This is a genomic window from Mycolicibacterium rhodesiae (assembly GCF_002086695.1).
In the GTDB taxonomy this organism is placed as follows: Bacteria; Actinomycetota; Actinomycetes; order Mycobacteriales; family Mycobacteriaceae; genus Mycobacterium; species Mycobacterium rhodesiae.
Genome location: NZ_MVIH01000009.1, coordinates 1 through 22,868, shown reverse-complemented (window position 1 = coordinate 22,868; position 22,868 = coordinate 1). Strand labels below are relative to the sequence as shown.

The window sequence follows — 22,868 nt, the reverse complement described above, 5'->3', positions numbered from 1 at the left end:
AGGAGCGTGCGCGGTTCTACGCTGAACCGATGATCGAAGTCCTTTCCGACATGCCCGAGGGCGTGACGGGCCTTCGGGTGTCGGGTCGGGTGAGCGGCGACGACCTCAAGGCGTTCAAGCCGATGATGGACGACATGCTGAAGCCGGGTGGCGACATCCGGATCGTCGAGGTGATCGACTCCGACTACCAGGGGTTCGGCCCCGGTGGCCTGGTCGAAGATCTCAAACTCGGCTTGGGCACACTGTTCACCCGGCACGCCGCCTTCAAGCGGGTCGCGGTGGTCAGCGACAAGGAGTGGGTGGTTCACACCATTCACGCGGTCGGCTGGCTGATGCCCGGTGACGTCGCGGTGTTCGGTCTCGCCGAACTCGAGCAGGCCAAGCAGTGGGCGGCCGGGTAAGTCGCCTCCGCTGGTCACCTCCGCCGTAGCACCGCGGAAACATGATGCGCCTACCGTGACCCGATGCTGCGACGACGTTCGGCGCTGCTCGATCGGCTGGTGGTCGACCGCCCAGGCAGCCCGCAACAGGCCATCCTCGACGAGTTGAGGCGGGTGATCCTCGACGGTGCCGTCGCGCCCGGGACACCGATTCCATTGGCCGAAGTGGCGGATCTGTTCGGGGTGAGCCAGATCCCGGTCCGTGAGTCGCTCAAGACACTGATCGGAGAGGGGTTGGTCGCACACCGATCCAACTCCGGGTACACCGTCGCACAGCTCACGGTTCAGGAGCTGCGCGAAATGTACATCGTGCGTGAGACTTTGGAGGCAGCGGCGCTGGCGTCCGCGGTGGCCAACGCCACCGAGGCCGACCGGGCGGCGATCGTCGCGGCGAACGACGCGCTGCAGCAGGCCGTCGACGATGACGATCCGCTCAGCTATCACCGGCAAAGCAGGCGTTTCCATCTCGCGTTGAGCCGACCGTCGCGCATGTTCCGTCTGCTGCACATGCTCGAATCGGCATGGAACATGACCGAACCCGTGCAGTCCATGGTGCATGTCGAGCCCTCGGCCAGGGCCGCTCTGCATGGCGACCACCGCGAGATGGTGCTCGCATTCCTGGCCGGTGACGTCGAACAGCTGCTCACGGTTGCCGAGTTGCACGCCGGGCGGCTCAATTCCGTCATCGCCGCGTTGCCGACGGACACCGGGCTGTTTCTGCCTGCGGATATATCTTCGCCGCAATAGCCGGGTAGTTCACCGGAAATACCGGGGAAACGCACCGTCGATAACGTCCGGCCATGACCGACATCGACACACCGCAGAGCGTGAAAGACCTGCCGCCCGGCGCCGTCGTCGGCGCGGGTGACATCGTCGAAGCCGCCGGCCACCCGGTCGGCGGCGGACTGATCAAGCCGGGTTACGACCCGCGCCTGACCAACGAGGACCTGGCCCCGCTGCGCGAGCAGCATTGGAGCTCTTACAACATCTTTGCCTTCTGGATGTCCGACGTGCACAGCGTCGGGGGTTACGTCACGGCGGGCAGCCTGTTCGCCCTGGGCCTCGCCAGTTGGCAGGTTCTGATCGCACTGCTCATCGGCATCGTGATCGTCAACTTCTTCTGCAACCTGGTCGCCAAGCCGAGCCAGGCCACCGGCGTGCCGTATCCGGTGATCTGCCGCAGCGTCTTCGGCGTGCTCGGTGCGAACATCCCCGCCATCATTCGCGGTCTGATCGCGGTGGCCTGGTACGGCATTCAGACCTATCTTGCCTCCGCTGCCCTGGATGTGGTGCTGCTCAAGCTCTTTCCGGGACTTGCCCCGTACGCCGATGTCAACCAGCACGGATTCCTGGGGTTGCCCTTCCTCGGCTGGGGCAGCTTCCTGCTGCTCTGGGTCCTACAGGCCTGCGTCTTCTGGCGCGGGATGGAATCCATCCGCAAGTTCATCGACTTCTGCGGTCCCGCGGTGTACGTGGTGATGTTCATGCTGTGCGGCTATCTGATCTATAAAGCCGGTTGGGGCGCAATCGATCTCAACCTCGGTGACGTCAAGTACACGGGTCTGGACGCCGTACCGGTCATGCTCGGCGCCATCGCCCTGGTGGTGTCCTACTTTTCGGGCCCGATGCTGAACTTCGGCGACTTCGCCCGCTATGGCCGGTCGTTCGCGGCCGTCAAGCGCGGCAACTTCCTCGGTTTGCCGGTGAACTTTCTGGTCTTCTCCATCCTGGTGGTCGTCACCGCCTCACTCACCGTGCCGGTCTTCGGCGAGCTGATCACCGATCCTGTCGCGACCGTGGCGAAGATCGACTCCACGTTCGCAATCGTGCTGGGAGCGTTGACCTTCACCATCGCCACCATCGGCATCAACATCGTCGCGAACTTCATCTCGCCGGCGTTCGACTTCTCCAACGTCAGCCCGCAGCGGATCAGCTGGCGCGCGGGCGGAATGATCGCCGCCGTCGGCTCGGTGCTCATCACGCCGTGGAACCTGTACAACAATCCCGAAGTCATCCACTACACACTGGAGACGCTCGGTGCATTCATCGGCCCGCTGTTCGGCGTGTTGATCGGCCACTACTACCTGATCCACAAGCAGAAGGTGAACGTTGACGCACTGTTCACCCTCGCCGAGGACGGAACCTATTGGTACAAGAAGGGTTACAACCCGGCCGCGGTGATCGCCACGGCGGTGTCCGCTCTGGTCGCGGTGGTCCCGGTGCTGGCTGTCGGAGTGCCGGGCATGCATACCGCCGCGCAGTACAGCTGGTTCATCGGCTGCGGCTTGGGCTTGGCGATCTACTACGGGCTCGCGACGCGCGGCAAGCTGGCCGTCGCTCCGCTGCCGTGACCCGGATCTGGGTGATAAATCCCAACACAACCAACGCCATGACCGACACGATCGCCCAGTGTGCCCGGGCGGTGGCCGGACCTGGTGTGGTGATCACCGGAATCACCTCTGAGATCGGACCGGAGTCGATCGAGAGCCACTACGACGAGGCGCTGTCGGTTCCGGGCGTGCTGCAGGCGGTGCGACGGGGTGAACGGGAGGGCGTCGACGGCTACGTGATCGCCTGCTTCGGTGATCCCGGCCTCGACGCGGCGCGGGAGGTGGCGGCCGGGCCGGTCATCGGGATCGCGGAGGCCGCGATGCAGACGGCCAGCCACCTCGGCAGTGGGTTCAGCATCGTCACCACCCTGTCGCGGACCATCGGCCAGTCGGCGCGACTTGCCGAACGGTATGGCATGCAACGCTTCTGCCGCGGTATCCATGCCTGCGAGATTCCGGTACTCGATCTGGATACCGACCCGAATGCGCGCAAGGTCGTCACCGAGGCTTGCCGTGACGCGCTCGAGGCCGACGGGTCCGACGTCGTGGTGCTGGGGTGCGCCGGGATGGCGGACATGTGTGCCGAGATCTCCGACGACGTGGGTGTGCCCGTCATCGACGGGGTCACCGCGGCAACCCTGACCGTGCAATCGCTGGTGACGATGGGCTTACGCATGTCCAAGCGAGGCGAGTACGCGACACCGCCGGACAAGCGCTACCGAACCGGTGACTCGCCGGCGGGGTGAACCCTGCGCCAGTGTTCGGCGATGTCGATACGGCGGGCGATCCAGACCCGATCGTGGGATTGGACGTGGTCGCAGAACCGTTCGAGCGCCGCGGTGCGCGCAGGACGTCCTGCCAGCCGGCAATGCAGTCCGATGGACAGCATCTTCGGGGCGCCCGCGCGGCCCTCGGCGTAGAGCACATCGAACGCGTCGCGCAGGTGCGCGAAGAACTCGTCGCCGTTGGAAAAGCCTGCGGCAGAGGCGAACCGCATGTCGTTGGTGTCCAGCGTGTAGGGCACGACGAGGTGGGCACGGTCACGAACCTCCACCCAGTACGGCAGGTCGTCGGCGTAGGAGTCGGAGTCGTAGATGAAGCCGCCGTGTTCGACGACGAGTTCGCGGGTATGCGGCGAATCGCGACCGGTGTACCAGCCCAGCGGTGCCGCACCGGTGAGACCCTGCAGAATCGAAACGGCCTGTGCCATGTGCGCCCGCTCGGTGTCCCGGTCGACGGACTGGTAGGACTTCCATCGCAGTCCATGGCAAGCGATCTCGTGGCCGAGCTCACCGAAAGCTGCCACCGCCTCGGCATTTCGCTGCATGGCCAATGCGACCGCGAAGACGGTCAGCGGGATGCCCCGGCGCTCGAAGAGCCGAAGCAGCCGCCACAGCCCTGCGCGCGAGCCGTACTCGTAGAGCGACTCCATACTCATGTGCCGATTGGGGAACGCCTCGGCCGGCGTCATCTCGGACAGGAAGGTCTCCGAGGTCGGATCTCCGTCGAGCACGCTGTTTTCCGCGCCCTCTTCGTAATTGAGCACGAATTGCACGGCGATCGCGGCATCGCCCGGCCAGTGTGGATTCGGGGGTGTACGGCCGTAGCCGACCATGTCCCTCGGATAGCTCATGTCACGCCGCCGCGGCCCACTTGTCCGCTACGCGAAGCAGCCCGGTGTCGGTGAGCCTGCCGAACAACCGAAGCCGTGCCATACCGCCGTCGGGATACACCTCGAGGCGGGCGTCGGTGACGGGCCGCTGGCTGGACAGCGGGAGGCGATGCCGGGTGTCGGGTTGCAGATCGGTGCGGGGCAGCAGCTCGAACCAGTCGCCACCGTCGTCGCGGCCCATCACCCGGGCGCTGCCGGGGGCGTTACCGACGAAGTAGGATGTGTCCAGTTCGGCCATCGTGAGCACACCCTGACCGGCCAGCTGCACCTGCACCCAGTCATGTCCGCTGTCGCGCCGCCGCGAGGTCTCCCACCCGTCGCCCATCGTGTGCGCGGTGCCGGGCAGCAGCAGGTTGTTCGGCGACGAATAGAACATGTTGGAGCAGGCCGTGACTCGGGCACCGTTGTCCAGGGCGGCGAGATCGAGCGGGATGCCGTCGACGAGCCGCGGGTCGAGCAGACCCTGGCCGTGGACACGCAGCCGGGCCACTCCGCCGTCGGGGTAGATGGACAGTCGTACATGCGTCCACCGTCGAGACGAACTGACCTCGAAGGGATTTCGGGTGTCACCGTTGACGCTCGCGCGTGTGACGATCGTGGTCCACCGAGTCCGGTGCGCAAGGTCTTCGGCGCCCGGGTAGCCCTCCGCGAAGGTGGCCTCGACCGAGATCTCGGGCGGGTAGTTGCCGGTGAACCATGCGGTGTCCACCACGACGCCGGCGATGATGGCAGGCGTACCGAGCCGGACGATTGCGCTGTCGTGGTCGTCGGGCCCCGCATCACGGCGGCGGCGCGTCTCCCAGCCGTCGTAGATCTGCCCTTTGTGCCCGAAGGTGGCGGGACGGAACTCGGCAGGCCGCGCGGTGATCAGGTTCTCCCGTTCGGCGAAGAGATCGTCGTTGGCCCACACCACCGCGCCACCGGCGGGCCGAGCCGCCAGATCGGGCAACGAGGTGAAATGGGGGTGCGTCTGCGAGGAGTTCTGCGGGCCGCCGATCACCTCACGAGCCTAAGGGACCGTGCCGATTTCGGCCGGGCAGGACGTCAGGGCCGGCCTGCGAGCATGCCGTTGACGATGCGGTGTAGAGCGCTGCGCACCTCGGTACCCGCGCGAACGGGCGCGTCGGCATGGGCGATGGTCAGCGCCGCGGCATCCAGCGCACCGATCAGGATGTGCGCCAGCGGACGCACCGGCTGATCCGCGAGTTCGCCCGAGTCCATCGCGGCCTGCAGCAACTGCTCGGTCATCCCCAGGCTGTAGCGCTCGGCGATATCACGGAAACCATTCCAGCCAAGCACATTCGGAGCATCCAGCAGGATCAGCTGACGGATCTCGCGCTCTGAGCTGATGTCGAGCCAGGCGTCCACCGCCGCGTGCAGCGTGGCGGCGGGAGTCGGCGGTTCCTGAGCGAGAACCGCCGCAGCGAGCCGGTTCATCACGTCGGCCTCGACCACTTCCACGACGTCGAGGAACAGCGCGGACTTGTCGGCGTACTGGTGGTACATCGCGCCCCGGGTGACCCCGGCGCGCTGGGCGATCTCCGGCGTCCCGACGTCGGCGTAACCGCGTTCACCCCAGAGCTCGCGCGCGGCTGCGCGCAGCGCGTCCCGGGTGGCCGCGGAGCGCTGCGCCTGAGTGCGTCTGGTGGTCATGTCTTGTATTTCCGTACACCCTGTCGGTATCTTACATGCAGACTGTCTGTTTGTTGGTTGTCATCGAAGGAGAACGTCATGCACACCGTAGAGCTCGGCGGCGGAACCATCCATTACGAAACGGCCGGACCGCCCACCGGCAGGCCGCTCGTGTTCATTCACGGGTATGCGATGGGCGGGTCGCTGTGGCGCCCGTTGAGCGCCAGGCTGGCTCGGCACGGTCTGCGGTGCGTCGTGCCGACCTGGCCGCTGGGCGCACACCAGACGGCGATGCGGCCGTCGGCCGATATGACCATGCGCGGCGTCGCCGCGATGGTCGCCGAGTTCCTCGACAAGGCCGGGCTCGACGACGTCGTCCTGGTCGGCAACGACACCGGGGGAGCCGTCGCCCAGGTGGTCGCCACCGAGTTCCCCGACCGGATCGGCGCGCTGGTGCTCACCAGCTGCGATGCGTTCGAACACTTCCCGCCACCGATCCTGGCCCCGTTCATCACCGCGGCGCGGTTTCCGCTGCTATGGCGTATCGCGGTGCAGGGCATGCGTTCTCGTGCGGTCCGGCGTCGCGCATACGGCGCACTGGCTCATGCCAACCTCGACGCGTTGACCGCCGAATGGACCCGCAAGGCTGTCCGTGACCGCGCGATCGCCGAAAACCTGCGCCGATTCACCGGATCGCTCACCCGGCAGACCACGCTCGACGCGGCCGCCAAGCTGCCCCAGTTCGCCAAGCCGGCGTTGATCGCCTGGTCGGCCGATGACGCCTTCTTCCCGCAGGCCGACGGCCGCAGGCTCGCCGACGCCCTGCCGAACTCCAGGTTGGAGATCATCCACGGCGCGCGAACGTTCTCGATGCTCGACGCGCCCGATGTCCTGGCCGATCTGATCGCCGAGTTCGCCACGGCCACAAGCACTGTTGGACGCTAGACGGCTCGCAGCCTGCGGATCCGGTCGGCGACCGCGCGTTCTGACACCGCCGCACCGGGAGCCAACGCCTCCCAGGCATGCGGGCAGCCCGGATGCACATGCAGTTCGGTGGGCACCCCGGCAGCGGAAAGTCGTGCGGCATAAGCGATGTTCTCGTCGCGGAAGATGTCCAGATCGCCGACGTCGAGATAGGTCGGCGGCAGTCCGGTCAGCACCTGCGCGCGGGCCGGTGCGGCGTAGACCGACACGTCATCGCCGCCGGCGCGATCGCCGAGGAGTGCACCCCAGCCCGTGATGTTGTCGTTGTAGTTCCACGTCAGCATCTCGGGGTCCAGTTCGGGATCCGGGGTGGTGGTGCGGTCGTCGAGCATCGGATAGATCAGCACCTGCGCGGCCAGCGCCGGGCCGCCGCGGTCACGGGCCAGCAGGCTCACCCCGGCCGCCAGGCCGCCGCCCGCGCTGTCACCGGCCACCGCGATACGGGCCGGGTCGACGCCCAGGTCGGACGCGTTCTCGGCCAGCCAGCACAACGCGGCGTAGCAGTCCTCTACCGGCGTCGGATCCGGAAACTCCGGCGCCACACGGTAATCCACCAGCAGCATCGGGGTGCCGGTGGCCGCCACGTAGCCACGCATCGCCGTGTCGTAGGCCGGAGCGGTTTCGGCCAGGCTGTAGATCATGCCGCCGCCGTGCAGGTAGAGCACGGCACTTCCGGGCAACCCCGAGGTGGGGACGTACCACGAGAGCTCAAGTTCCGCGCCGTCGGCGGTGGGCAGCGTGTGCCGCGACACCTCGACGCCGTCGACCGGATCGCGGGACGCCCCCAGGGTCTGGAACAACGGGATCGCCCGCTCGCGGCGGGTCGCCACATCCCCGATCGCGGGTGGGTCGAGAGCGGCGGACGCGTCCATCAACGGTCGCAGCAGGGTCAGTACTTCCGGATCCATCGGCAGGGCCACGGTTGCACCCTAGCCCCAGTTGTCGTAGCCGCCCTCGGGGCCGAGCATCCGTTCGAGGCGGCTGCGATTGATCCGGGCCAACTCGTTGCAGACGACCTTGCGTTCGGTTTCGGGGTCGTGGTGCATCCGGTCACGGACCGCCGCGATCACCGACTTGGCACAGACCTCACGGGGCAAACCGCCGATGTGCATGACGAACCCGAACCCGAAGTGGTCGTTGTACTCGGTGACCGCCGCGGTGAGTTCGGCCATCACCTCCGGCGAGGAGTCCCACACCGAGCACTGCTCGGCCTGCGACTTGGTACTGCCGGGGCGTCGTCCGACATGCGGGTAGGCCTGCAGGATGTCGTCGATCGAGGATTCCGACAGCGAGAACAGCAAGTCGTCGGCCCGGCGGAACAGTTCGGCCCGGTCGGCATATGGGCGGCCCCGTGTCAGGTCCCGGGCGAGGGTGACGCTGTTGCAGCACTCGTAGAGCGCGTGGACAGCCTTGCTGTCCGGCAGCTCGTTGAAGGCCTCGAGACCGATGCCCTGGTGCATCAACACCAGTTCATGATCGAAAAGCCAAAGGACAGCCGGGTTACCGATTGTTACGGCCAGGCAAACTTTCTCACCAGCGCGGTCAGCGCTCAGTGACCTTCTTTGGCGAACCGCTCGCGGGAGCGCTCCACCTCGGCCTCGGCCTCGGCCCGGCCGGCCCAGTCGGAGCCCTTGACGAATTTGCCCGGCTCGAGGTCCTTGTAGTGGGTGAAGAAGTGCTGGATCGAATCGAGTTCGTCCTTGGGCACGTCACCGATGTCCTGGATGTGATCCCAGCGCTTGTCCCCGGCAGGCACGCACAGCACCTTGTCGTCGCCGCCGGCCTCGTCGACCATCTTGAACATGCCGACCGGGCGCACCTCGATCAACACACCCGGAAACACCGACAGCGGCAGCAGCACCAGCGCGTCCAGCGGGTCGCCGTCTTCGCCAAGCGTGTCCTCGATGAAGCCGTAGTCCGCGGGGTACGCCATCGGCGTGTAGAGGTAGCGGTCGAGGCGGACCCGTCCGGTTTCGTGGTCGACCTCGTACTTGTTGCGCTGACCCTTCGGGATCTCGATGGTGACGTCGAACTCCACCGTGCGACTCCTTATTTCCGCTGACTCCTGCCCGCCGAACCGGCGACGCGGCCTACCCTAACGCCCGCGCTGGCCTGCACTGCACGGTGGTTCGGCACAATGAGACGAAACACAAGTCAGGAAAGCCCCAGGAGAATGATGAGCCCGACTCGCGGGTGGCGCGGGGCCCACGTGGTGCTCGCTGTGGCGGTGGTCGTGCTGGTCGCCGCCATCGTGGCGATCGCCGCCGTCCTGACCCACGACAGTGACACCAGCAGCGCGCAGGCGCCGCCGGGCCATGCGCTGGTGACGGCCAACCCCGGTGTCGTCCCGGTGTCCGATACCGCGCCGGTGCCCACCGCCGCCGGTCTGACCGCCACGCTGGCCCTGCCCGTCGCCGATCCCAATCTCGGCAACGTCAGCGGCCGGGTCACCGACGCGCAGACCGGCACCCAGCTCTGGGAGCATCGCGCGGATGTGCCGCTGCTGCCGGCCTCGACCAACAAGACGCTCACCACCGGCGCTGCGCTGCTGGCGCTGAACCGCGACGAGCGGGTCACCACGACCGTCGTCGCGGCCGATCAGACCACCCAGCCCGGCGTGGTGGTGCTTGTCGGCGGCGGCGATCCGATCCTGTCGGCCGCCCCGGCCGGCCAGGAGACCTGGTATCGCGGCGCCGCCCGGATCAGCGATCTCGCCGATCAGGTGCGCAAGAGCGGAGTCACCGCGACGGCGGTCCAGGTGGACGTTTCGTTGTACAGCGGGCCGGATTTCGCGCCCGGCTGGGATCCCGCCGACATCGACGGCGGCGACATCGCCCCGATGCAGTCGGTGATGATCGACGCCGGTCGCATCCAGCCGACCACCGTCGATTCGGCGCGGTCCCGAACCCCCGCCCTGGACGCCGGCCGTGCTCTGGCCAGCGCGCTGGGCGTCGACCCGGCCAAGGTCACGATGGCAGCCAGGCCGCCGACCGGCAGGCAGCTGGCGGCGGTGCAGGGCGCACCTCTGATGGAGCGACTGCGGCAGATGATGAACGCCTCCGACAACGTTATGGCGGAGGCGATTGCCCGGGAAGTCGCCAAGGCCGGTGGACGTCCGATGAGCTTTGCAGGCGCGGTCGACGCGATCACCACCAAGCTCTCCTCCGCCGGCGTCGACATGACCGGCGCCACGCTGTTCGACTCCAGCGGGTTGTCGGTACTGGACCGGCTCACGGCAAAAACGCTCGACGAGGTGGTCCAGGCCGCCGCGGGACCCGATCAACCCACCATGCGCCCGCTGCTGGATGTGCTGCCGATCGCCGGCGGCAGCGGAACGCTGTCGGACCGCTTCCTCGGCGGTGACTCGAAGGGGGCGTCGGCGGGCTGGCTGCGGGCCAAGACCGGGTCGTTGACGGCGGTCAACACCCTGGCCGGGGTGGTCACCGACGCCGACGGCCGGGTGCTGACGTTCGCGTTCATCTCCAACGATGCCGGGCCGATGGGCCGGGTGGCCCTCGACGCAGTGGCCAGCGTCCTGCGGACCTGCGGGTGCGGCTCATGAGCTCGCAGGTGACCGTCGGGCGGGCCGTGGACTGGTCCTTCGCCGGGAATGTCGGCGCCTGGCTGGCCCGACCGGGACCGGCCGCCACCGACTACACCCGCAGCCAGGCCGTCGACGAACTGTCTGTCGCGGCGCGCAAGGCCGAAGGCCCGGTCCGTGAGGTGACCCGGATGGGCGGTGACGCCCCCGTCGCCGAAGCGCGCATCGTCGACCGCCAGGGCTGGATCCGGGCGGCGTCGGACTCGATGCGGGTGATGACCGGCGGCACCGAGACACCCAGCAACCCGGTCACCGGGCGGGTGACCGGCGCGCAGACCGGCGCCGTGCTGGCGTTCATCTCCTCGGGGATCCTGGGCCAGTACGACCCGTTCGCCGACACCGGCACCGACGACGGACTGCTGCTGTTGGTCTATCCGAACGTGATCGCCGTCGAGCGCCAACTGCGGGTGTCACCGGCCGACTTCCGACTGTGGGTGTGCCTGCACGAGGTCACCCACCGGGTGCAGTTCTCCGCCAATCCCTGGTTGGCGCAACACATGTCGCAGGCGCTCGGGGTGCTGACCTCCGATGCGGCCGACGATGTGACGCAGGTCGTGGGACGGCTGGCGGACCATGTCAAGAAGCGGCGTGGGGGTGAGTTGGGTGCCAACGACGCGGGCATTCTCGGGTTCATGCGCGCGGTGCAGTCCGAGCCGCAGCAGGTGGCGCTCGATCAGCTGCTGGTGCTCGGAACGCTGCTCGAAGGTCACGCCGACCACGTCATGGACGCGGTCGGCCCGGCCGTCGTGCCGTCGGTGCAGACCATCCGCAACCGGTTCGATCAACGCCGCCAACGCAAGCAACCGCCGCTGCAGCGGCTGCTGCGGGCGCTGCTCGGGGTAGACGCCAAGCTCAGCCAGTACACCCGCGGCAAGGCGTTCGTCGACCACGTCGTGGACCGGGTCGGGATGGATCGGTTCAACACGGTGTGGACAAGCGCGGACACCCTGCCGCTGCCCGACGAGATCGAAGATCCGCAGCGGTGGATCGACCGGGTGCTGTAGCCGCGCTGCGGGCCGGCGTGGCCGGCTTCGCGACCGAGCACCTGCCCGGCGCGACGTCCTGGTGCGTCGCGCTGTCCGGTGGACCGGACTCCCTGGCGCTGACGGCGGCGGCCGCCGCGGCGCTGCCGACCACCGCCCTGATCGTCGACCACGGTCTGCAGCCCGGCTCCGAGCAGGTCGCGGAGACCGCACGCAGGCAGGCGCACGACCTCGGCTGCGTGGACGCCCGGGTGTTGCGGGTGCAGGTCGGCGCCGACGGCGGTCCGGAGGCCGCCGCACGCGTCGCGCGCTACGCCGCGCTGGACGCGGCGCGCGCCGAAGCGCCGGTACTGCTCGCGCACACTCTCGACGACCAGGCCGAGACCGTGCTGCTGGGGCTGGGCCGCGGTTCGGGACCGCGGTCGATCGCCGGCATGCGGGCCTGCGACCCGCCCTGGTACCGGCCGCTGCTGGGGGTGCGCCGCGCCGTCACCCACGCCGCGTGCGCCGAGCTGGGGTTCACCCCGTGGGACGACCCGCACAATCACGACACCCGGTTCACCCGGGTCCGGCTGCGCACCGAGGTGCTGCCGCTGCTCGAAGACGTGCTCGGCGGCGGTGTTGCCGAGGCGCTGGCCCGCACCGCGGCCGCGCTGCGGGAGGACACCGACGCTTTGGATGCCCTCGCGGTCGACGCCCTCGGCGACACCGGCGACAGCGTCGCGGTCACCGCGCTGACCGCCCTGCCCACCGCTGTGCGGCGACGGGTGATCCGCGGCTGGCTACTGGACGGCGGCGCGACCAACCTCACCGATAAGCAGATCCGCGCGGTGGACGCCCTGGTCACCGCTTGGCACGGGCAGGGCGGAGTGGCGGTCGGCTCGGAACTTCGGCAGCAACGATTGTTCGCCGCCCGCCGCGACGGCAGGCTGGTGATGTACACGCAACCGGTGTGAGATTGGTCGTCAGGCCTTGCTCGTGGCACAGTGTGGACGTGTCGGCGCACGAGCTGTATCCCGGGGACATCAAATCGGTCTTGTTGTCACAAGAGCAGATTCACACCCGGACTGCTGAGCTGGCGGCGTCAGTGGCCCGCGACTACGCCGATTCGCTGAACGGTCAAGATCTGCTGCTGCTCACCGTCCTCAAAGGCGCGGTGATGTTCGTCACCGACCTCGCCCGCGCGATCCCGTTGCCCACGCAGCTGGAGTTCATGGCGGTCAGCTCGTACGGATCGTCGACGTCGTCGTCCGGGGTGGTCCGGATCCTGAAGGATCTCGACCGCGACATCCATGACCGCGACGTGCTGATCGTGGAGGACATCGTGGACTCCGGGCTGACGCTGTCGTGGCTGCTGCGCAACCTGGCCACCCGGCATCCCAAATCGCTGCGGGTGTGCACGCTGCTGCGCAAACCCGACGCGGTACGCGCCGATGTCGACATCGAATACGTCGGTTTCGACATCCCCAACGAGTTCGTGGTCGGCTACGGCCTGGACTACGCCGAGCGCTACCGCGATCTGCCCTTCATCGGCACGCTCGAGCCGAAGGTGTATCAGGTCTAGCCCCCGCGCGAGTCGTCGGCGCCATTTCGTCGATCTCGGTGCCGCTAGCTGAGCTCCCAGACCGCGGTCACCGAGAAACTCACGGTCTGCTGGCCGGGTGCCAGCGGAACCGAACTGGCCATCGCGCCGCGGGGTGCGGGCATCGGAACCGGGGGAGTCGGGGGTGTGCCGCCGGGTGCTTCGGAGATCGAGATGATCTTGCCCAGCGACAGCCCGGACAGGTCGGCGTACTGCTGTGCCCGCTGCTTGGCGTCGTTGAACGCCCGCGCCCTGGCATCGCCGACCAGCTTGGAGTCGTCCTCGATCGAGTAGCTGACCGAGTTGATCCGGGTGGCGTCACCGCCGGCGCTGACGATGTTGGCCAGCACCTGCGAGGCCGTGTCGAGCTTGCGGATCTTGATCTGGATCGAGTTGCTCGCCCGGTAGCCGGTGATCACCGAGTTGTCGCCGTACTGGGGCTGCAGGCTGACTCCGGTGGTACTGATGTCTTTGGTGTCGATGCCGCTGGCGTTGAGCGCGTTGAGTACCGCGTTCTGGCGGTCGTTGGCCTGATTCATCGCCGTGGTGACGTCGGCTGCGGCTGCCTCGACGCTCACGTCGGCGGTCAGCGTGTCGGGCACGCCCTTCACATCGCCGGAACCGACGACGGTGACCTGCCGCGGATTGGCGGGCACCGCGGGTGCGGAGTCGCAGCCGGTGAGGACTGCGGCGGCGGTGGCCGCCGAGGCCAGTGCGACAGCGACGCGACGTCCGGCGATGGGCATGGGAGACACCGTAGCGTGGCGGCCCAGGTTTTTGGCATGGCCCGGCCGCACCTCGGCCTCGGGCCGCGAGATTGAAGCCACGCAGACGAAGTGCGAGTAAACGTCTGCGTCAGTTCAATCTCGATGCAAAGCGGTCTAACTCTGCTCGCCCGCGTGTTCGCCGATGGCCTTCATGATCGCCTCACCGGCGCGGCCGAACAGATCGTTGCGTTTGTGCTGCGCCCAGTCGTGCGACGCCCGCGGGGCCTGAAGCTGTCCCTTGAAGTGCGGCATGACCTTTCGCGCGAACAACTCATACGAGTGATACGTGGCCGCAGGGTCGGCCCAGTCGTGGCCGAGCAGGAGGAACGTGCCGAACCCGCCCGAGCGGTCCAGCAGATCGGTGATGTAGGCGATGGCATCGTCGGGTGTGCCGATGCAGCAGTTGCCTCCGGCGGCGTAGTCGGCGACGAACTGTCGCGGGGATTGCTCGGCGGCCTCGATGTCGTTGGACAGCGGCACGAACCCGGCAGCGCCGAAATAGTTTGCGAAATCCTGCAGCCCGTACGTGCAATCGTCGATCGCCTGCTCCCGGGTGTCGGCCAGATGCATGATCCCCAGCACCCGCCACGACGAGCGATCGGGTTCGGGCCTGCCGGCCTTGGCGGCCTGATCGACGACGACACCCCAGGCGTCCTCCAATGCCGCATACCCGCCGGGCACCGACATCGACAGCGACAGCAGCGAGGTCCCCAGCTGCCCGGCCAGTCGCGGACCCGACGGGGAAACCATTGCCGCCGTGGAGATTTCCGGATACGGCCAGGTGTAGGGCCGGATGTGCAGCTGGGCGTCGCGCAACGTGAACCAGTCCGAGTGCCGATCGATCCGCTCGTCGGGCCCGGCGCGGAACAGCGCCAGGATCGCCTCGAGAGATTCCTGCATCATCCGCCGCTGCTCCACCGGATCGATGCCCATCATGTATGCGTCCGACGGCAGGGCGCCGGGTCCGGTGCCGAACATCACCCGGCCCCGCGTCAGATGGTCGAGCAGCACCCAACGGTCGGCCACCATGAGCGGGTGGTGGTACGGCAGCGACACCACACCGGTGCCCAGCCGGATGTGCTTGGTGCGCTCGGCGGCGGCGGCGATGAACACCTCCGGGCAGGCGATCAATTCGTACCCGCCGGAGTGGTGTTCGCCGAACCACGCCTCGTCGAACCCGAGCCGGTCCAGTGCGACCGTCCGCTCCAGGTCGTATTCCAATGCGACGGTTGGGGATTGGCCTACCGGATGAAACGGCGTGATGAACACTCCGAAGTTCAGCGGCTTGCCCGTCATGACGACTCCACTTCGCGTAGAAATTCCAACAACATTCGGTTCACCTCGTCGGGGCGCTCCTGCTGCACCCAGTGCCCGGCGCCGTCGATCCACCGCTCGGTGTACGGCCCGGCCACCACCTCGCGGGCGCGGGCCGGATTCATCGTCGGCGCGATCGGATCGTCGGTGCCGCCGATGAACAGCGCCGGCACGGTGATGTGCGCGTCGGCGAGCTGGGGCGTCGACTCCCAGTTGCGGTCGTAGTTGCGGTACCAGTTCAGCGCGCCGGTGAATCCCGTCCTGCCGAACTCGGCGACGTAGTGATCGAACTCAGCGTCGCTGATCCACCCGGGGCGCGCCGACGGGGACAAGTCGGCGAACATGTCGCGCATGGTGGCCGCCACATCGGCGGCCATCTCGGCGTCGGCCTTGCCGGGCTCCTGGAACCGCAACATATAGAAGTCCTCGCCGAACTTCTCCCGCCACCGCTCGGTGGGCCGGCTCCGCGCTCGGGGGATCGGCGGCACACTCAGTCCTGCGACCGCCCGGACCCGGTCCGGATGCAGCAGCGCGGTGTGCCACACCACCATCGCGCCCCAGTCGTGACCGATGAACACCGCCCGGGCGGCGCCGCCGCCGACTTCCGAGTCGAGCAATGCCACCAGGTCGCCGGTGAGGCGGTGGATGTCGTAGGCCTCGACAGCCTCGGGTGCCGACGATCCGCCGTAGCCGCGCTGATCGGGTGCCAGCACGTGGTAGCCGGCTTCGGCGAGGACGGGGATCTGATGTCGCCACGAGTACGCCAGCTCGGGGAAGCCGTGCGCCAGCACCACAACGGGCGCACCCCGCTCACCGGCTTCAAGCACCCGTAACCGCACGCCGTCGACGTCGACTAACCGTTCGGTCGAAGCGAGCACCGTGCCAGCCAAGCACAGCTTCGGGCAGCCCGGAAGTGTCGGTTCGGCGCATAGCGAACAGCTACCAAACGCTGACGGAAACCCTGTGGGCACTTGCCCACGTTGTCCTAGCGGTAGCCTGAACTATCCCAGCTGCGCATATCGGAAGGACCGGGCCGAAACGGCCGATGCTTGATGAACCGCAAAAACGTGATCCGCACACTCACGGTGATCGCCGTTGTGCTGCTGCTCGGCTGGTCGTTCTTCTACTTCAGTGACGACACCCGGGGTTACAAACCCATCGACACGTCGGTGGCGATGTCGCAGATCACCGGGGACAACGTCAAGAGCGCGCAGATCGACGACCGCGAGCAACAGCTTCGCCTCGAGCTGAAAAACGGCAACGGCGACACCGAGAACTCCAACAAGGTGATCACCAAGTACCCGACCGGGTACGGGGTGGACCTGTTCAACGCCCTGAGCGCCAAGAACATCAAGACCAACACCGTGGTGAACCAGGGCAGCATCCTGGGTTCGCTGCTGGTCTACATGCTTCCGTTGCTCCTGCTCGTCGGCCTGTTCGTACTGTTCTCCCGCATGCAGACCGGCGGCCGGATGGGCTTCGGCTTCGGCAAGTCGAAAGCCAAACAGCTGTCCAAGGACATGCCGAAGACGACGTTCGCCGACGTCGCCGGCGTGGACGAGGCCGTGGAAGAGCTGTACGAGATCAAGGACTTCCTGCAGAATCCGTCGCGCTATCAGGCGCTCGGCGCCAAGATTCCGCGTGGCGTGCTGCTCTACGGTCCGCCCGGAACCGGTAAGACGCTGCTGGCCCGCGCGGTCGCCGGCGAGGCCGGGGTTCCGTTCTTCACGATTTCCGGGTCGGACTTCGTCGAGATGTTCGTCGGCGTCGGCGCCTCCCGGGTGCGCGACCTGTTCGAGCAGGCCAAGCAGAACAGCCCCTGCATCATCTTCGTCGACGAGATCGACGCGGTCGGCCGCCAACGCGGCGCCGGCCTCGGCGGCGGTCACGACGAGCGTGAGCAGACACTCAACCAGCTGCTCGTCGAGATGGACGGCTTCGGTGATCGTCAGGGCGTCATCCTGATCGCGGCCACCAACCGGCCCGACATCCTCGACCCGGCGCTGCTGCGTCCGGGCCGCTTCGACCGCCAGATCCCGGTCACCAGCCCCGACCTCGCCGGCCGCAAGGCGGTGCTGCGGGTGCACTCGCAGGGCAAGCCGATGGCTCCCGACGCCGACCTCGACGGCCTGGCCAAGCGCACGGTCGGCATGTCCGGCGCCGACCTGGCCAACGTCATCAACGAGGCCGCACTGCTGACCGCTCGCGAGAACGGCACCATCATCACCGCGGCCGCGTTGGAGGAAGCCGTCGACCGGGTGATCGGTGGACCGCGCCGCAAGGGGCGGGTGATCAGCGAGCTGGAGAAGAAGATCACCGCCTATCACGAGGGTGGGCACACCCTGGCGGCTTGGGCGATGCCCGACATCGAACCGATCTACAAGGTCACGATCCTGGCCCGCGGGCGTACCGGCGGCCACGCCGTGTCGGTGCCCGAGGACGACAAGGGTCTGATGACCCGCTCGGAGATGATCGCCCGGCTGGTGTTCGCGATGGGCGGTCGCGCGGCCGAGGAACTGGTCTTCCGCGAGCCGACCACCGGCGCGGTGTCCGATATCGATCAGGCCACCAAGATCGCCCGCGCGATGGTCACCGAGTACGGCATGAGCGCCAAGCTCGGCGCGGTCAAGTACGGCACCGAGCACGGCGACCCGTTCCTGGGCCGCACGATGGGCACCCAGTCGGACTACAGCCACGAGGTCGCCCGCGACATCGACGACGAGGTCCGCAAACTGATCGAAGCCGCGCACACCGAAGCGTGGGCGATCCTCACCGAATACCGCGACGTGCTCGACACTCTGGCCGGTGAGCTCCTGGAGAAGGAGACGCTGCACCGCAAGGAGCTGGAAGCCATCTTCGGTGAGGTGAAGAAGCGGCCGCGCTTGACGGTGTTCGACGACTTCGGTGGTCGCATCCCCTCCGACAAGCCGCCGATCAAGACTCCGGGTGAGCTGGCAATCGAACGCGGCGAGCCGTGGCCCAAGCCGATGCCGGAACCGGCCTTCAAGAAGGCGATCGCCCAGGCGACCGCGGCGGCGCAGGCCCAGCAGCCGCGCGGCGGGAACGGCAACGGCGCGCACGCCGGCCAACAGCCGCAGCCGGGTTCGACACAGCCCGACTACGGCGCACCGGCGGGCTGGCATGCCCCCGGCTGGCCGCCGCCGGGAGGTCCGCAGCAGGGCCAGCAGGGACCTCAACACGGTCAGCAGGGCGGATATTGGTATCCGCCGCAGCCCGGCTGGGGACAGCAACATCCTCAACAGGGCCAGCCGTATCCGCCCTACCAGCCGTATCCTTCACCCAGTCATACGGGTCAACATGCGAAGCCGCAGGACGATTCGGGTGACGACGGGGGCCGATCGAAGCGTGAGTCCAACGGCTGATGACGAACGGAGCTTCGATGCCGCAGCCCGACGCGAGCACGCTGGAGGCCCCCGTGTTCGATCAGTGCCGCGCCGAGGCAGCTGTTCGTGAGCTGCTGCTCGCGGTGGGTGAGGATCCCGATCGGCACGGTCTGCAGGACACCCCGGCGCGGGTCGCGCGGGCTTTCCAAGAGATGTTCTCCGGGCTGTACACCGATCCGGACGCGGTGTTGGACACCACCTTCGACGAGCAACACGACGAACTCGTGCTCGTGAAGGACATCCCGATGTACTCGACCTGCGAGCATCACCTGGTGGCGTTCCACGGTGTTGCGCACGTCGGCTATATCCCTGGCGAGGACGGCCGGGTGACCGGACTGTCGAAGCTGGCCCGCGTGGTCGATCTGTACGCCAAGCGCCCCCAGGTGCAGGAGCGGCTGACCACCCAGATCGCCGATGCTGTGATGCGCAAGCTCAAGCCGCGCGGGGTGATCGTCGTGATCGAGGCCGAGCACCTGTGCATGGCGATGCGCGGGGTGCGCAAGCCCGGTGCCAGCACGACGACGTCGGCGGTCCGCGGACAGTTCAAGTCCGACCATGCATCGCGATCCGAGGCGCTGGATCTCATCTTGCGTAAATGACGCAATCACACGCACCGCGCACCCTGGTGATGGGAGTTGTCAACGTCACCGACGACTCCTTTTCCGACGGCGGGCGTTATCTCGACCCCACCCGCGCCGTCGAACAGGGACTGGCCCTGGCTGCCCAGGGGGCATCCATCATCGACGTCGGCGGTGAGTCCACCCGCCCCGGTGCGGTGCGCATCGACGCCGGAGTCGAATCCGCTCGCGTCATACCCGTCATCAAAGAACTTGCCGCCCAAGGGATCACGGTGAGTATCGACACCATGCACGCGGCTGTCGCGGCCGCCGCTCTGGACAGCGGCGCAAGCATCGTCAACGACGTATCCGGCGGCAAGGCCGATCCGATGATGACACCGCTGGTGGCCGAGGCCAAGGTGCCCTGGGTGCTGATGCACTGGCGGAGTGTGCGGGCCGAGCATCCTCATGATGTGCCGCACTACGGCAACGTGGCGACCGAGGTGCGCGACGACCTGCTTGCCGGTGTCGAGGCTGCCGTCGCCGCAGGTGTGGACCAGCAGAACCTGATCATCGACCCGGGTCTGGGATTCGCCAAGACCGCCCAGCACAACTGGGCACTGCTGCACGCGCTGCCGGAGTTCGTTGCGACCGGAATCCCGGTGCTGGTCGGTGCGTCCCGTAAGCGGTTCCTCGGCTCGCTGCTCGCCGACGCCGACGGCACCGTCCGGCCGCCGGACGGACGCGAGACCGCGACCGCGGTGATCTCGGCGCTGGCCGCAGTCCACGGCGCCTGGGGTGTCCGGGTGCATGACGTGCGCGCCAGCGTGGACGCGCTCAAAGTGGCTGGAGCATGGGGTGGCGGGGGCGAACAAGCAGGTGCAGATGACTGACCGGATCGAGCTGCGCGGCCTGACGGTTCGCGGTAACCACGGCGTCTTCGATCACGAACGCCGAGACGGACAGGACTTCATCGTTGACATCACCGTGTGGATCGACCTCGCGGACGCCGCCGCCAGCGACGATCTTGCCGACACCTTCGACTACGGCACGCTGGCCCAGCGTGCGGCGGCCATCGTCGGCGGCCAGGCGCGCAACCTGATCGAGACGGTGGCCGGCGAGATCGCCGACGACGTGATGAACGACCGGCGGGTGCATGCCGTCGAGGTTGTGGTGCACAAGCCGAACGCGCCGATCCCGTTGACGTTCACCGACGTTGCGGTGGTCGCGCGCCGGTCCCGCCGCAGTGGACGCGGCCGGATCGTTCCTCTCGGGGGTGAGCTGTGACCCGCGTGGTGCTGTCGATCGGCTCCAATCTCGGTGACCGGATGGCGCGGCTGCAGGCCGCTGTCGACGGGCTCGGTGACATGGTGCGCGCGCTGTCGCCGGTCTACGAGACCGATGCCTGGGGTGGGGTCGAGCAGGGACCGTTCCTCAACGCGGTCGTGGTCGCCGACGATCCCGGGGCCGACGGCCACGAATGGTTGCGGCGCGCACAGGCTTTGGAGAACGCCAACGACCGCATCCGCGAGCAGAAGTGGGGACCGCGCACCCTGGACGTGGACCTCGTCACCTGTCATGACGGCGACACCGAGGTCTTCTCCCGCGACGAAGGCCTGACCCTGCCGCATCCGCTGGCCCACCTGCGGGCCTTCGTGATGGTGCCGTGGCTGGCTGTCGACCCTGACGCCGAACTCACCGTGGCCGGCAAGAGCCAGCGGGTCGACCGGCTGCTTGGCGAGCTCGACGCGGTGGACCGCGACGGTGTGCGTTTGACTCCTCTCGTGCTTCGGCTGGGCGCTTGATGGGCCCGACACGTAAGCGCGATCTCACCGTCGCCGCCGTCGGAGTCGCGATCCTGGCCTACCTGCTCGTGCACATTCTGTACCGCTACTTCCCGCCGATCACCCTGTTCACCGGGCTGTCCCTGCTGGCCGTCGCCGCGATCGAGGGGGCCTGGGCGGTGTCGGTGCGGGCCAAGATCCGGGACGGCCAGATCGGTGTCGGCGGCGGGCGGCTGCACCCGCTCACCGTGGCGCGCAGCGTGGTGGTGGCCAAGGCGTCGACCTGGGTCGGCGCGGTGATGCTCGGGTGGTGGGTCGGCGTGCTGGCTTATCTGCTGCCCCGCCGTACCGAGCTGCGGGTGGCAGGCGCGGACACCCCGGGTGCCGTGGTGGCCGCGCTCAGTGCGCTGGCGCTCGTCGTCGCGGCGTTGTGGCTGCAACATTGCTGCCGTTCGCCCGGTGACCCGACCGACGATCCGGACGCCGCCCGGGAGTAGTGCGAAGGCGGCGAATCGCCGCAGCTCGACGACACGCGGACGGACATCGCCCGGGTACAGTCAGCCCATGACCGTTCTGTCCCGCGGCGCCAAGAATAGGCGCGGCGGCCGCAGGCCGGGTTGGCTGCTCTTGACGGTGTTGCTGGTCCTTGCCATTGCGGCCAGTTCCGCTTTGGTGTTCACCACCCGCGTCGAGCTGCTGAAGCTGGCGGTCATCCTCTCCCTGTGGGCGGCGGTGATCGGCGCATTCGTCTCGGTGATGTATCGCAGGCAGAGTGATATCGATGCCGCCCGAGCACGCGACCTGAAGCTGGTCTATGACCTGCAACTCGACCGCGAGATCTCGGCCCGGCGGGAGTACGAACTCAGCGTCGAATCGCATCTGCGCCGGGAGCTGGCCTCCGAGCTGCGTGCGCAGGCCGCCGACGAGGTCGCCGCGCTGCGCGCGGAGTTGGCGGCGCTGCGGGCCAACCTGGAGATGATGTTCGACGCCGACCTGGGTGACCGGCCGGCGCTCGAGGGTGACCGGACTGCCGACTGGACCCGCGACACGACGACCATGCCGCCGGTGCCCGGGCGTGTCGAGAGCAGCCGGATCACCCCGGTCCGGCCCGAGGACACCGCCAGCCGCACCGCCGAGAACCCGATCATCGACGTCCCCGAAGAACCGCTGGTCTCGTCGCAACCGGAGCAGCCGCAGCGCCCGGAGCAGCCGGAGCCGTCGGCGCCGCGGCGTCGTCGCCGCCGCGCCGAGCCGGAACCCGAGCCCGGTGGTTCGCACCGGCGGCCGTGGGAAAACGCCGGCCAGACCGCCGGGCCGGCTGCCGAGCCGCAACGACCATTTGCACCGCCGCCTCCCGACCCCGATGTCGCGGCCGCGGCCGCGGCTTTGACGCCGGAACCGGCTCAGCCCGAACCGCCGCGCCCGGCACCCGTGGGCGCGGAATGGCGACCGGTGGAAGCCGACGGGCGCTGGCTGCCACCTGGTTCGCCGGGCAGTAACTGGGTTGCCAACGCAGACAACGGTTTCGTCGTGCCGTCGGCTGCGGCGCAGGGATCACCCGTCGACGAGCCGCGAGGCCGGCACTGGACCCCGCCGCAGGAGGCGGCGCCCGTCGAGTCGCCTCGGCCGGAACCGCAGCCCGAGGCGCGGCCCGAACCCGCCATGCAGCCGCCGCCGGAACCGGTCGCCCCGCGGTCGCGCCATTCCGTCGAGAGTCCCGGCCAGCCGGCAATGACCACCCCGCCGCCTGCCACCCTCGCCGGGCGCGGCGTTGGCCTGCAGTCGGGCCAGCAGGTCGGCGACCGACTGACCCCCGGT

25 protein-coding genes are annotated in these 22,868 nt (G+C 68.1%); 16 read left to right on the top strand and 9 right to left on the bottom strand.

Going from position 1 to position 22,868, the window contains the following annotated elements; all coding sequences use genetic code 11:
- Nucleotides 1-29: 29 nt before the first annotated feature.
- From BST42_RS18575 to BST42_RS18560, 4 genes are all read left to right on the top strand, one after another.
- The gene (locus BST42_RS18575; RefSeq protein WP_083120791.1) at nucleotides 30-401 is read left to right on the top strand and encodes a SpoIIAA family protein; all 372 of its coding nucleotides are present in this window, start codon (nucleotides 30-32) and stop codon (nucleotides 399-401) included.
- Nucleotides 402-464: 63 nt separating this feature from the next.
- The gene (locus BST42_RS18570) at nucleotides 465-1,187 is read left to right on the top strand and encodes a GntR family transcriptional regulator (protein WP_110918669.1); all 723 of its coding nucleotides are present in this window, start codon (nucleotides 465-467) and stop codon (nucleotides 1,185-1,187) included.
- Between the two features lie 53 nt (nucleotides 1,188-1,240).
- A complete protein-coding gene (locus tag BST42_RS18565; RefSeq protein WP_083120790.1) occupies nucleotides 1,241-2,791 on the top strand; it encodes an NCS1 family nucleobase:cation symporter-1 in 1,551 nt (516 codons plus the stop codon).
- Nucleotides 2,788-3,516 carry an aspartate/glutamate racemase family protein gene (locus BST42_RS18560; RefSeq protein WP_083120789.1) on the top strand — a complete coding sequence of 243 codons (729 nt, stop codon included), beginning with the start codon at nucleotides 2,788-2,790 and terminating at the stop codon, nucleotides 3,514-3,516. Before BST42_RS18565 ends, BST42_RS18560 begins: the two co-directional genes overlap by 4 nt.
- Here BST42_RS18560 and puuE read toward each other — a convergent pair.
- The 3 genes from puuE to BST42_RS18545 are packed head-to-tail and all read right to left on the bottom strand — an operon-like array spanning nucleotide 3,486 to nucleotide 6,095.
- Nucleotides 3,486-4,403, bottom strand: coding sequence for an allantoinase PuuE (gene puuE / locus BST42_RS18555; RefSeq protein ID WP_083120788.1), 918 nt, complete (start codon nucleotides 4,401-4,403; stop codon nucleotides 3,486-3,488). The genes BST42_RS18560 and puuE overlap by 31 nt on opposite strands.
- 1 nt (nucleotide 4,404) lies before the next feature.
- On the bottom strand, nucleotides 4,405-5,442 hold the full coding sequence (alc, locus tag BST42_RS18550) for an allantoicase (RefSeq protein ID WP_083120787.1): 1,038 nt from the start codon (nucleotides 5,440-5,442) through the stop codon (nucleotides 4,405-4,407).
- 44 nt (nucleotides 5,443-5,486) lie between these two features.
- The gene (locus BST42_RS18545; RefSeq protein WP_083120786.1) at nucleotides 5,487-6,095 is read right to left on the bottom strand and encodes a TetR/AcrR family transcriptional regulator; all 609 of its coding nucleotides are present in this window, start codon (nucleotides 6,093-6,095) and stop codon (nucleotides 5,487-5,489) included.
- Nucleotides 6,096-6,173: 78 nt separating this feature from the next.
- Between BST42_RS18545 and BST42_RS18540 the strand changes: the two genes are divergently transcribed.
- A complete protein-coding gene (locus BST42_RS18540; protein WP_083120785.1) occupies nucleotides 6,174-7,019 on the top strand; it encodes an alpha/beta fold hydrolase in 846 nt (281 codons plus the stop codon).
- Here the strand turns inward: BST42_RS18540 and BST42_RS18535 are convergent.
- The 3 genes from BST42_RS18535 to BST42_RS18525 form a co-directional block, all read right to left on the bottom strand.
- On the bottom strand, nucleotides 7,016-7,978 hold the full coding sequence (locus tag BST42_RS18535; RefSeq protein WP_165760876.1) for an alpha/beta hydrolase: 963 nt from the start codon (nucleotides 7,976-7,978) through the stop codon (nucleotides 7,016-7,018). The two genes, BST42_RS18540 and BST42_RS18535, sit on opposite strands and share 4 nt — an antisense overlap.
- Before the next feature lie 9 nt (nucleotides 7,979-7,987).
- Nucleotides 7,988-8,524: a 2-oxo-4-hydroxy-4-carboxy-5-ureidoimidazoline decarboxylase gene (locus tag BST42_RS18530; RefSeq protein WP_083120783.1), complete on the bottom strand. Its 537-nt coding sequence runs from the start codon at nucleotides 8,522-8,524 to the stop codon at nucleotides 7,988-7,990.
- Between the two features lie 83 nt (nucleotides 8,525-8,607).
- On the bottom strand, nucleotides 8,608-9,096 hold the full coding sequence (locus BST42_RS18525) for an inorganic diphosphatase (protein WP_083120782.1): 489 nt from the start codon (nucleotides 9,094-9,096) through the stop codon (nucleotides 8,608-8,610).
- 138 nt (nucleotides 9,097-9,234) lie between these two features.
- Between BST42_RS18525 and dacB the strand changes: the two genes are divergently transcribed.
- The 4 genes from dacB to hpt are packed head-to-tail and all read left to right on the top strand — an operon-like array spanning nucleotide 9,235 to nucleotide 13,206.
- Entirely contained in the window at nucleotides 9,235-10,620 is a 1,386-nt protein-coding gene (gene dacB, locus BST42_RS18520; RefSeq protein WP_083120941.1) for a D-alanyl-D-alanine carboxypeptidase/D-alanyl-D-alanine endopeptidase, read from the top strand.
- The gene (locus BST42_RS18515) at nucleotides 10,617-11,663 is read left to right on the top strand and encodes an Rv3626c family coenzyme F420 biosynthesis-associated protein (protein ID WP_083120940.1); all 1,047 of its coding nucleotides are present in this window, start codon (nucleotides 10,617-10,619) and stop codon (nucleotides 11,661-11,663) included. The genes dacB and BST42_RS18515 overlap by 4 nt, the downstream gene beginning before the upstream one ends.
- Nucleotides 11,642-12,598, top strand: coding sequence for a tRNA lysidine(34) synthetase TilS (gene tilS, locus BST42_RS18510; RefSeq protein ID WP_083120781.1), 957 nt, complete (start codon nucleotides 11,642-11,644; stop codon nucleotides 12,596-12,598). Before BST42_RS18515 ends, tilS begins: the two co-directional genes overlap by 22 nt.
- Nucleotides 12,599-12,630: 32 nt before the next feature.
- Nucleotides 12,631-13,206 (top strand): hypoxanthine phosphoribosyltransferase, encoded by a 576-nt coding sequence (gene hpt, locus BST42_RS18505; protein WP_110918668.1) that lies wholly within the window; start codon nucleotides 12,631-12,633, stop codon nucleotides 13,204-13,206.
- 44 nt (nucleotides 13,207-13,250) lie between these two features.
- Here the strand turns inward: hpt and BST42_RS18500 are convergent, their stop codons facing one another.
- The 3 genes from BST42_RS18500 to BST42_RS18490 form a co-directional block, all read right to left on the bottom strand.
- Entirely contained in the window at nucleotides 13,251-13,970 is a 720-nt protein-coding gene (locus BST42_RS18500) for an SIMPL domain-containing protein (protein ID WP_083120779.1), read from the bottom strand.
- A gap of 135 nt (nucleotides 13,971-14,105) precedes the next feature.
- The gene (locus BST42_RS18495; protein WP_083120778.1) at nucleotides 14,106-15,287 is read right to left on the bottom strand and encodes an LLM class flavin-dependent oxidoreductase; all 1,182 of its coding nucleotides are present in this window, start codon (nucleotides 15,285-15,287) and stop codon (nucleotides 14,106-14,108) included.
- A complete protein-coding gene (locus tag BST42_RS18490; RefSeq protein WP_207569529.1) occupies nucleotides 15,284-16,183 on the bottom strand; it encodes an alpha/beta fold hydrolase in 900 nt (299 codons plus the stop codon). The genes BST42_RS18495 and BST42_RS18490 overlap by 4 nt, the downstream gene beginning before the upstream one ends.
- A gap of 174 nt (nucleotides 16,184-16,357) precedes the next feature.
- Here BST42_RS18490 and ftsH point away from each other — a divergent pair, with 174 nt between their 5' ends.
- The 7 genes from ftsH to BST42_RS18455 all read left to right on the top strand — a co-directional run.
- Complete coding sequence (gene ftsH / locus BST42_RS18485; RefSeq protein WP_083120777.1) at nucleotides 16,358-18,688, top strand: ATP-dependent zinc metalloprotease FtsH; 2,331 nt, start codon at nucleotides 16,358-16,360, stop codon at nucleotides 18,686-18,688.
- A gap of 17 nt (nucleotides 18,689-18,705) precedes the next feature.
- The gene (gene folE, locus BST42_RS18480; RefSeq protein ID WP_110918678.1) at nucleotides 18,706-19,308 is read left to right on the top strand and encodes a GTP cyclohydrolase I FolE; all 603 of its coding nucleotides are present in this window, start codon (nucleotides 18,706-18,708) and stop codon (nucleotides 19,306-19,308) included.
- Nucleotides 19,305-20,159: a dihydropteroate synthase gene (folP, locus tag BST42_RS18475; protein ID WP_083120775.1), complete on the top strand. Its 855-nt coding sequence runs from the start codon at nucleotides 19,305-19,307 to the stop codon at nucleotides 20,157-20,159. Before folE ends, folP begins: the two co-directional genes overlap by 4 nt.
- On the top strand, nucleotides 20,152-20,553 hold the full coding sequence (gene folB / locus BST42_RS18470; RefSeq protein WP_083120938.1) for a dihydroneopterin aldolase: 402 nt from the start codon (nucleotides 20,152-20,154) through the stop codon (nucleotides 20,551-20,553). Before folP ends, folB begins: the two co-directional genes overlap by 8 nt.
- Nucleotides 20,550-21,071 carry a 2-amino-4-hydroxy-6-hydroxymethyldihydropteridine diphosphokinase gene (gene folK / locus BST42_RS18465; RefSeq protein ID WP_083120774.1) on the top strand — a complete coding sequence of 174 codons (522 nt, stop codon included), beginning with the start codon at nucleotides 20,550-20,552 and terminating at the stop codon, nucleotides 21,069-21,071. Before folB ends, folK begins: the two co-directional genes overlap by 4 nt.
- Nucleotides 21,071-21,547 carry a DUF3180 domain-containing protein gene (locus BST42_RS18460; protein ID WP_083120773.1) on the top strand — a complete coding sequence of 159 codons (477 nt, stop codon included), beginning with the start codon at nucleotides 21,071-21,073 and terminating at the stop codon, nucleotides 21,545-21,547. The genes folK and BST42_RS18460 overlap by 1 nt, the downstream gene beginning before the upstream one ends.
- 67 nt (nucleotides 21,548-21,614) lie before the next feature.
- A partial coding sequence (locus BST42_RS18455; RefSeq protein WP_083120772.1) for a DUF6779 domain-containing protein occupies nucleotides 21,615-22,868 on the top strand: 1,254 nt, incomplete at its 3' end.